The 9,358-nt window shown below is 69.1% G+C and carries 10 protein-coding genes; 1 reads left to right on the forward strand and 9 read right to left on the reverse strand.

All coding sequences use genetic code 11. The annotated features are described in order from the left end of the window. Nucleotides 1-15 precede the first annotated feature (15 nt). The 4 genes from ACRDSQ_RS15050 to ACRDSQ_RS15065 all read right to left on the reverse strand — a co-directional run bounded on the left by ACRDSQ_RS15050 (nt 16) and on the right by ACRDSQ_RS15065 (nt 4,392). Entirely contained in the window at nt 16-1,116 is a 1,101-nt protein-coding gene (locus ACRDSQ_RS15050; RefSeq protein WP_431421752.1) for an ABC transporter ATP-binding protein, read from the reverse strand. A gap of 18 nt (nt 1,117-1,134) precedes the next feature. Next, a complete protein-coding gene (locus tag ACRDSQ_RS15055) occupies nt 1,135-1,962 on the reverse strand; it encodes a carbohydrate ABC transporter permease (protein WP_431421753.1) in 828 nt (275 codons plus the stop codon). Nucleotides 1,963-2,074: 112 nt separating this feature from the next. After that, on the reverse strand, nt 2,075-2,989 hold the full coding sequence (locus tag ACRDSQ_RS15060; RefSeq protein ID WP_431421754.1) for a carbohydrate ABC transporter permease: 915 nt from the start codon (nt 2,987-2,989) through the stop codon (nt 2,075-2,077). After that, nucleotides 2,986-4,392, reverse strand: a complete 1,407-nt coding sequence (locus ACRDSQ_RS15065) for an ABC transporter substrate-binding protein (protein WP_431421755.1) — start codon at nt 4,390-4,392, stop codon at nt 2,986-2,988. The genes ACRDSQ_RS15060 and ACRDSQ_RS15065 overlap by 4 nt, the downstream gene beginning before the upstream one ends. Nucleotides 4,393-4,768: 376 nt before the next feature. Here ACRDSQ_RS15065 and ACRDSQ_RS15070 point away from each other — a divergent pair, with 376 nt between their 5' ends. Beyond that, nucleotides 4,769-6,064, forward strand: a complete 1,296-nt coding sequence (locus ACRDSQ_RS15070) for a BtrH N-terminal domain-containing protein (protein ID WP_431421756.1) — start codon at nt 4,769-4,771, stop codon at nt 6,062-6,064. A 79-nt stretch (nt 6,065-6,143) separates the two neighbouring features. Here ACRDSQ_RS15070 and ACRDSQ_RS15075 read toward each other — a convergent pair whose 3' ends face one another. The 5 genes from ACRDSQ_RS15075 to ACRDSQ_RS15095 all read right to left on the reverse strand — a co-directional run bounded on the left by ACRDSQ_RS15075 (nt 6,144) and on the right by ACRDSQ_RS15095 (nt 9,327). After that, nucleotides 6,144-6,605: a hypothetical protein gene (locus tag ACRDSQ_RS15075; RefSeq protein ID WP_431421757.1), complete on the reverse strand. Its 462-nt coding sequence runs from the start codon at nt 6,603-6,605 to the stop codon at nt 6,144-6,146. 23 nt (nt 6,606-6,628) lie between these two features. Then, complete coding sequence (locus tag ACRDSQ_RS15080; protein ID WP_431421762.1) at nt 6,629-7,597, reverse strand: DHH family phosphoesterase; 969 nt, start codon at nt 7,595-7,597, stop codon at nt 6,629-6,631. Between the two features lie 49 nt (nt 7,598-7,646). Next, the gene (locus tag ACRDSQ_RS15085) at nt 7,647-8,516 is read right to left on the reverse strand and encodes an alpha/beta hydrolase (protein ID WP_431421759.1); all 870 of its coding nucleotides are present in this window, start codon (nt 8,514-8,516) and stop codon (nt 7,647-7,649) included. Further along, nucleotides 8,500-8,955 (reverse strand): 30S ribosome-binding factor RbfA, encoded by a 456-nt coding sequence (gene rbfA, locus ACRDSQ_RS15090; RefSeq protein ID WP_431421760.1) that lies wholly within the window; start codon nt 8,953-8,955, stop codon nt 8,500-8,502. Before rbfA ends, ACRDSQ_RS15085 begins: the two co-directional genes overlap by 17 nt. A gap of 75 nt (nt 8,956-9,030) precedes the next feature. After that, nucleotides 9,031-9,327, reverse strand: coding sequence for a DUF503 domain-containing protein (locus ACRDSQ_RS15095; protein ID WP_431421761.1), 297 nt, complete (start codon nt 9,325-9,327; stop codon nt 9,031-9,033). Nucleotides 9,328-9,358: the final 31 nt, after the last annotated feature.

Raw genomic sequence — 9,358 nt, forward strand, 5'->3', positions numbered from 1 at the left:
GGGACCGCGCACCGCTCAGTCGGGCAGACGCTCGCCGGTCACCGCGTCGAACAGGTGGACCGCGCCCGGCTGGGGGGCCAAGGCCAGCTTCTGGCCTGGGCGCCACGGGGACATGCCGGGCGTGCGCACGGTGATTGCGTGCGGCGCGTCCGGGGAGTCCATCGGGTCGATCTGCGGGGTGGCCGCCGAGCAGTACAAGTACTGGTCGCTGCCCAGTTCCTCGACCACGTCCACCGTCGCGTCGATGCCTTCGGCGACGATGGTCCAGCCCTCGGGGCGGACACCGACGACGACCTTGTCCGACGTCAGCTCCGCGCGCTGGGCCGGGGTCAGCGGGATCGGGCGGCCGCCGACGGTGGCGCTCTCGCCGATGACCGTGGACGGGATCAGGTTCATCGCGGGCGATCCGATGAAGCCGGCGACGAACAGGTTGGCGGGCCTGCCGAAAAGGCCGACCGGGGTGTCGCACTGCTGCAGCACGCCGTCCTTGAGCACCGCGACCCGGTCACCCATGGTCATGGCCTCGACCTGGTCGTGGGTGACGTAGATCGTCGTGACGCCGAGCCGCCGCTGCAGGGACGCGATCTGGGTGCGGGTCTGCACCCGCAGCTTCGCGTCCAAATTGGACAGTGGCTCGTCCATGCAGAACACCTGCGGGCGCCGCACGATCGCCCGGCCCATCGCGACCCGCTGGCGCTGCCCACCGGACAGCTTGGCGGGCTTGCGGTCCAGGTACGGCGTCAGGTCGAGCAGGTCCGCCGCCTCGCGGATGCGCTGCTCCCGCTCCGACTTGGCCATCTTCGAGATCTTCAGGTGGAAGCCGATGTTCTCCGCCACCGTCATGTGCGGGTACAGCGCGTAGTTCTGGAACACCATCGCGATGTCCCGGTCCTTCGGCGGCAGGTTCGTGACGTCGCGCGACCCGATGCGGATCGCTCCCCCGTCCACGCCTTCGAGGCCCGCGAGCATCCGCAGGGTGGTCGACTTGCCGCAGCCCGACGGGCCGACCAGGACGAGGAACTCGCCGTCGGCGACCTCCAGGTCGAGGTTGTCCACCGCCGGTTGCGGATTGCCCGCGTAGTACCGCGTGGTGGAGTCGTAGGTGACCGTTGCCATTTCTCTCCCTAGTGGACGCTACTTACCGGCGCCGAGGGTCAGGCCGGTGATGATCCGGCGGGCCAGCAACACATACAGCACAAGCATCGGCAGCACGACGATCGCGACACCCGCGATCAGGCCGCCGTACTCCGACTGGTAGCTCGCCGCGCCGTAGAACGAGAACAGGGCGCGGGCGAGGGTGAAGTTGGCGTTCTCGTTCAGGAACACCAACGCGAGCAGGGTTTCGTTCCACAGGCCGATGGCGTTGAGGATCAGCGCGGTGATCAGGCCGCCGCGGGCGAGCGGCAGCATGATCGAGAAGAACGTGCGCAGCGGCGACGCGCCGTCGATGGACGCCGCCTCCTCCAGTTCGTCCGGCAGGGAACGGAAGAACCCGGTCAGCAGGAACACGGTGAACGGGATCGACAGCGCCACATAGACCAGGAACATGCCGAACAGGCTGTTCGTCAGGTTCAGCTTCGCCATCCCGATGAACAGCGGGATCACCACGGTCTGGAACGGGATGCCCATCCCGATCGCGATGAAGTTGGTCAGCCCGTTGGATCCCCGCACACCCAGGCGGGTCAGCGCGTACGCGGCGGGCGCCGACACAAGCACGATCGCCACGGACGAGACCGCCACCAGCACCACCGTCACCAGGAACGCGCGGCCGAAACCGGCGTTGTTCCAGGCATAGGTGAGGTTGCGGAACGGGTCGCCGCGCTCGAACCACTGGTACGGCAGGGCGAACGGCTTGGTGAAGATCTCGATCGGCGTCTTGAACGTGGCCGTCAGCAGCCAGTACAGGACCAGGATGTTGAACGCCGTGAAGGGCCAGACGAACGCCATTCCCAGCAGCCGCAAGGGACTCAGCCCACGGGAGCCGGGAGCCGGACGCGGCTTGCGGGGAGCGACCCGCGGCGGCACGGTTCGCCTGGCAGCCCGCGCAGCGGTGACAGTCACAGTGGATTGCCTCTCAGAACTGGACACTGTCGCGCCTCATCATCCTGCGCAGCATGACCACGAGCACGGACACCAACGTGATCATCACGACCGCGGCCGCGCACGCCATGCCGTACTCGGGCGAGCCCGCCGTGCCGAACGAGCGGTCGAAGACGTAGACACCGAGAGTCCACGACTGGATCGGTGGCGAGTAGGTGCCCGGCCCGGCGAGCACGAACACCAACTCGAAGATCTTGATCGCGCCGATCGTCCACAGCACCCCGGCCACCCCGATCACGTCCCACGTCAGCGGAAGCGTGATGTTGCGGAACTTCTGCCACGGCGACGCGCCCGCGATGTCGGCGTCCTCATAGAGATACGGCGGAATCCGGTCGACCGCGGCCATCAGGATCGTGATGTAGAACCCCGCGCTGGCCCAGATCAGGCAGCCCGTCACGACCCAGGTCACGTTCTCCGGTGCCAGGAACTTCACCGCATCGATCCCGAAGGACTCCAGCACGAAGTTGACCAGCCCCTGCCGGTTCGGCCGGAAGATCAGCACGATCCCGAAGAACATCCCCAGCGCCACCGGGGCGACGATGTTGGGGAAGAACAGGATCGCCCGAACCGTTTTGCCGCCGCGCATGTCGCGCAACACCATCGTGAACAAGAACGCCAGCAGGAACGTGCCGACACCGCCGACCACGATGTAGAGCAGCGTGTTCAGGAACGAGTGGCGAAACGAGTCCGACCCGAGCAGCTCACCGAAGTTGGCCAACCCCGTGAACCGGGGCGTGTCGCCCGCCCCGGCCCACGAGGTGAAGCCCAGCACGACCGTCGCGATGGTCGGAACCAGCAGGAACAGCACGTACAGCGACACGGCGGGCAGGAAGAACGGCAGGAACAGCCGCCGTCGACCGGTTTTGTGCGCGCCCAGAGCAGCGGTCATGAATTCGTGCTCTTCCAGAACTCGGCCTGCTTCGCCGCGAGGCCGTCGATGAACTGCTTCGCGGTGATCTTGCCCTTGAGCAGGTCGTTGTTGAGCGGGTAGAAGACGTTGTCGACCCACTTGCCCGCGGCCAGGCCGTCGAGCGCGTCCATGAAGATCGCGTGCTCCACGCCCAGGGCCTCAAGAGCCGCCTTGACGTCCTTGAGCGAGTCCGGCACCGCGAGGTCGGCGCGCGGGGTCAGGTTGTCGGCGACCGCGGGGATGCCGGACAGGATGTCCTTGTTGAGCATGTAGGCGATGAACGCCTTGGCCGCCTCCGGGTGCTTCGCCTTCGCCGTCACCGCGAACCCGATCGGCAGCTGCTCGACGACCTTGTGCGTGGCGCCGTCGGGCTGCGGGAACTGGAACGAGGCGTACTCGATTCCCTTGTCGCCGCCCTGCTTGCTCAGGTACTCGCGGGTCTCGCTCGGGCCCCAGCCGCCGACGAACAGGTACGCCGCGTCGCCGTCGGCCCAGCGCTGCTGGATCTGCGGGAACTTCGCCGCGTCCCAGCCGTCGATGAAGTAACCGCCCTTGGCCAGCTTCTCCACCAGCTCGGCGGACTTGAGCAGGCCGGGGTCGGAAGTCCATGCGGCGCCGGACTTGTCGAGCGCGGCCTTCTCCAGCCCACCCGCGCCGAGGTAGCGCACGGCGATCTGGGTGAAGAAGTACGCGTTGTAGAAGTTGATGTCGCCGTCCTGGCTGACCGCGGCCATGCCGTCGGCCTTGGCCTTGTCGAACAGGGCGAACAGGTCGGCCATCGTGCTGGGCGCCTTGAAGTCCTTGATCTTCGCCTTGTCGTACCACCAGGCGTTGCCCAGCAGCTCGTAGGGGATCTCGAAGATCTTGCCGTTGGCGTCCTTGTTCTGCGGGATGTCGTAAGACGTCGCGGGCAGGACGTCGCGGACCTTCTTGTCGCCCTCGCCGATCTTGTAGTCGAGCACGTCGTCGACCGGCTGCGTGCCGCCCGGCGCCACGACGGCGGCCTTGACCTGGCTGATGTCCTGGTCGAACAGGTCGGGCACGGTGTCGGTGTTCAGCGCGGGCGCGACGTTCTGGGTCAGCAGCTTGCGGCCCAGCCACTGCACGTTGACCTTCACACCGGTCTTCTCGGTGAAGCACTTGATGGCCTTGCCGAGGACCTTGCCCTGCGGCTCGTCGGCGGTCCACATCGACCAGTAGGTGAACTCCTTGTCCGTGGCGGGTTTCGTCCCCACCTCCGGACACGGCGCGTTCAGGTACTCATCGACGCCGGGAAGCGTGAGTGGCGCGGTGCCACCCCCGCCCGCGTCGGTCCCGCCACCGCAGCCGGTCAACACGAGGGAGAGCGCGGCGGCGAGAACCAGCCCATTGGTCGAACGCATGGTCACCATCCAGATCTTCAGTCGGCACGACCAGGCCCCGAGATGCGAGCCGGGCGCCTGGCACCAGATTGGTATATACCATTCAGGTGTGCCATGTCACCCCTTCGTGGACACGATTTGGCCGGATCTTGGCCGGTCACGGCGTGCCGAAGAGCTTTTTCGGGCAGTGTCGGCAGCGGTGCTCCGCAAAACGAAAAGCGGGTTAGACTGCCTGCGGGCGAGGTCCAGCGCCCTACCTTCAGACCGGAAGTCCACGCCTTCCGGCACCGCGAAGGCGAAGGGGACGGGTGCCCTCGGACCGGAATTCCGAATCGTCGATGCCGCACGGTGACCGGATGCGACGCGTGGAGTCCCCCGGTGCGCCATGGAGCCGACGATGACCCGTCAGAAGAGCCTGAAAGCGCTGGTGCGCAGCCGAATGACGCACACCGGCGAGATCTACACGACCGCCCGGCGACACGTGCTCGCCCAGCGGACCGACCTGTCGCCGTTCCCCTCAGCGGTCCTCCCGGGCTACCGCACGACCGGCGGCGGCACGCACCCGCCGTCGACCCTGCTGCGCAACCTCCTCGCCCACCGCGGCGTGCAGTTCAGCGAGGCCATGCTCGCGGGCCTCGGCGGCGGGATCGGGTTCCTGTACGCGGTGTTCGAGTACAAGGACTTCCCGTACCCGACGATGACGGTCGTCGCCCAGCACCACCCGGAGCCGTTCCTGCCCGCCGCGCTGTCCCGGCTCGGCTTCACCACCTCGGTGACGACCACGTCGAGCGCGAAGGTCGCGGCCGGTCGACTGGCTGAGACGTTGGCCGGTGGAGCACCGGCCGTGTGCACGCTCGACCGCGCCCGGCTTCCCTGGCACGGAGTCGTCGACCCGGTCTTCGGAGATCCGCACGACGTGGCCGTGATCGGCGCCGACGACGACACGGTCTACCTCGACGACGGCTGCGTCCGCCCGAACCCCTTGCCACGGCAGGACTTCGAAGCGGCGTGGGCGCGCAAGCACCGGCTGCTGACGATCACCGGCGCGGGCGAGTTCGACCTGCCCACCGCTATCCGCGATGCCGTGGCCACTACGGTGGGACACCTGACGGGCCCGGTCCTCGGTCACGCCTACGACGCCAACTTCGGGTTGTCCGGCATGGCCAAACTGGTCGATGCCTTGGGCGACCGCAAGGGCCGCAAAGGCTGGTCGACGCTGTTCGGCAGGCCCGACGGGTTCTTCTGGGCGCTGCGCAGGCTGCACGACTGCCTGGAACTGGAGTACACCGCGCCCGGCGCGACCCGCCCGCTGTACGCCGACTTCCTCGCCGAGGCGGCCCTCGACGGCTCCTACAGCGAAGCCGCGGCGTTGTTCCGCGCCTCCGGCGAGCACTGGTCGGCGCTGGCGGCGCAAGCGCTCGCGTCCGCACCTGAACTCGCCAGATACGACGACCTCTCCGAGCGCAAGCTGGCCCTGATGGTCACCGAAGGCGCTCGCGCCTCCGACGAGATCCAGGCCATCAGCGCCGAGATGGCCTCGCTGCCCGCCGCGTACGCGCAGGGCGCGCCGCTGTCACCGAGTGAGCAGGACGCTGTGTTCGACGCGCTGCACGAGCGGGCGGCCGCCGCGTTGACGGTCGAACGTGAGGCGGTGGCCGTCCTGGCTCGCCGAAGTGCGAACTCACTGTCCTGAACGATGAACTCATTGTCGGGAACGGTGAACTCATTGTCGGGAACGGTGAACTCGGTGTCGGGAAGGGGCGACTCGCGGGTCAGCAGCCGTCGACGGAGGAGGGGCCGCGGTAGGCGTCGATGAGCCAGCCCTTGTCGGACTTCAGGGCCTTCATGCCGCCGACGCCGCAGGCGCTCAGCTCCACGACCGTGTCGCTGTCCTTGTTGACCGCCTTCGGCGTGGTCTTGGCGCCGAAGGCGGCCAGGTCCTGGATTCGGCCCGCGGCCTTCGTCACCACGAGGTCGCACGGCGTCTCCTGCCATTCGTCCTCGAAGGCGATCACACCGCCCTCGGTGAACAGCGAGCACGTGCCAGGGCCGTCCACCTTGCTCAGCCGTGTCACGTACTCGGCGAAGAGCTTCTCCGGGGACTCCTGCGGGGCGGTGCCCACGACGCTCGCCTTGGTCGGCGGGGGTGTGGTGGGCGCGGGGTCGTCGGTGCCGCACGCGGTCAGCGCGCAGGCCACCAGGAGGACCGATGCCAGTCGGTGAAGTGTCGACACGGAGCGCACGGTACCCGGTCAGGTCAACCGAGGGCCCGCTTGATCGAAGCCAACACATCCTCGGCCGAGCCGTGGGCGGTGAACCCGGCCGCGAGCCGGTGCCCGCCGCCGCCGAGAGAGGCTGCCACGGCGCGGACATCGAAGTCGCCGACGGCGCGCAGCGACACCGTCCACACGCCCTGTTCGAGTTCCTTGGCGACCGCGGCGACCTCGGCCTCCGAGCTGGACCGGACCAGGTCGACCACGCCCTCGACATCGTCCATCGACACGCCCACCAGGTCCGACAGGTGCACCGCCGTGTGCACCAGGCCGCGCCCACCGGCCGCTTCCGGGACCAGTTCCGCCCGGCCCAGCACGGTCGCCAGCATCCTCAGCCAGGCGAACGGGTGCTCGTCGAACCGCCTGCTCAACGCCTCCGCGTCGACGCCCTCGTCGAGGAGTCGGGCGGCGATGCGGTGGGTGGCTCCGGTGGCGCGGCGGAAGAAGCCGGTATCGGTGAGGACACCGGCGTACAGGCAGGTGGCGATGGCCGGGTCCAGCGGCACCTCGAGTTCGTCGAGCAGGGCCAGCACCAGCACGGCCGTGGCCACCGCCGAGCTGTCGAGGATGTGGTCGGTGCCGAAGCGCGGGGTGCCGACGTGGTGGTCGATCACCAGCACCCGGCCGCCCGCGGCGCGGGTCGCGGTGACCCGGTCGATCAGCGGGCCGAGCCTGCGGTCGCTGCCGCAGTCGAGGACGACCAGGGTCGCGGGCGCCGCGGGCACCTCACTGGCGGGCACGAGCAGACCGTCGGTGTCGAGCGAGCGCAGCGACTCGGGGACGATGTCGGGCGAGCCGAAGGACACCCGGGTGCGCTTGCCCAGCTTCTTCAACGCCAGCGCGAGGGCGAGCGCGCTGCCCAGCGCGTCGGCGTCCGGGTTCACATGCGCGAGGAGCGTGACATCGGTGGCGGAGCGCAGCAGGTCGGCGGCGTCGGCGTAGTCGGAACCCATGGCGCCACAGTCGCGCACGGCGGCGGGCGCGTCCACTCCGACATGGTTGTCAGGCACGGGTTCCCACGAACCGCAGCACCTCGGGCAGCACGCGCCGCCAGTAGTCCTCGTCGTGCCCGCCCGGACCCAGCACGGACTCGGCCGGCTTGGCCATCGCGATCAGTTCCCGCGCGGCCGGGGCGAACGGGTCGGCGGTGCCGCACCAGACGCCGAGCCTGGCCGGGGTGAGTTCGGTCGTGTGCCGCAGCGGTTCGGTCGCCTCCCACTGGGCGCGGTCGGCGAAAACCTTCCGTGACCGCGCTTCGGTCCACGAGCGGAACAGGGCGGGGCTGATAGCGGCGACCGCACACGCGTGCGTGCGCGCGTAGTTGAGGGCGCCGTACGCGCCCATCGAGATTCCCAGGACGACAACCGGATCGGGCCGCAGCCCCAGCCCGGCCAGCCAGGCAGGCACTTCCTCGTGGAGCATCCGCTGCGGATCGTCGGCCGGGTTGGCGGCGACCCAGTAGGTGTCCCCGTCGACCGCCGCGACGGCGAACGGGGGGACGCCCGCGGCCACGGCGGCGGTCAGCATGGCCGGGACACCGAGGTCGGTGAACACCCGCGCCGAAGCGCCGCGCCCATGCAGGGCCAAACAGACCGGCAGCGAGCCGGGCACGCCCTCGGGCCGCATGACGATCAGCTCGACATCGCGTCCCCTGGCCGCCGAAGCCAGCCGCTGGGACGTGACCGGCTGCACCGGCCCGGTGCTCGGGGTGGGGAGCGGGCTGCGCGGCACCGCCGGGGCGGGCTCGGAGCGGCGCAGCCGACTTCCGACGACAAGGATGCCGACGGCGGAGCACAGCCCCGCCGCCGACGCGGCCAGCACCGTACGCCGGCTCAGCGGCTTACGGTCCTGTCCGTCACTCGTCGTCGTCATCCTCGTCTTCACGCGGAACCCGGTACGGGTCCGGCTCGCCCGCGTGCGAAGCGCCGGAAGCGATCGCCGCGACCTCCGCGTCGGCCGCGCGGGCGCGGGCGAGCAGGTCGTCGATGTGCTTGGCGTCCTCGGGCACGGTGTCGGCCACGAACGTCAGCGTCGGGGTGAACCGGACGCCGGTGCCCGCGCCGACCATCGTGCGCAACACGCCCTTGGCGCTTTCCAGCGCCTGCGCGGCGCCTGGGCGATCCGGCTCGACGTCGAGCTTGTCGCCGAGCACGGTGTAGTAGACCGTCGCGTCGTGCAGGTCGGCGGTCACTTTGGTGTCGGTGATCGTGACCCGGGCCAGACGCGGGTCCTTGACCTCGTGTTCCAACGCGGAGGCCACGATCTGAGAGATGCGCTTCGCTAGCTTGCGGGCGCGGGGTGCGTCGGCCACGACGCTCCCCCTTTCGGCTTGAACTTCATTCGGCTGTGCTGATCACTGCTGGGCTGTTCTCTGCTTATGTCACGGCTATTCGTCTTCCGGTCCCAGCAAACGGTGCCGGGCGGACAGCAGTTCCAACTCCGGACGTCCGGCGACCAAACGCTCGCAGGCGTCGAGGAGATCGCGGACGTGCGACGCTTCGGCGGCGACCGCGGCCACCCCGATCAGCGCCCGGCGGTGCAGGTCCTGGTGGCCCGCCTCGGCGGCGGACACCTCGAACCTACGCCGCAGCTCGGCGACCACGGGCTTGACCACGGAACGCTTCTGCTTGAGCGAGTGGACGTCTCCGAGGAGCACGTCCAATTCGAGCGCACCTACGTACAACAGGCATCACCAAAGGGGAGTCAAGCCGGGG

Origin of the sequence: Actinokineospora sp., assembly GCF_050699995.1 — a bacterium.
Classification (GTDB): Bacteria; Actinomycetota; Actinomycetes; order Mycobacteriales; family Pseudonocardiaceae; genus Actinokineospora.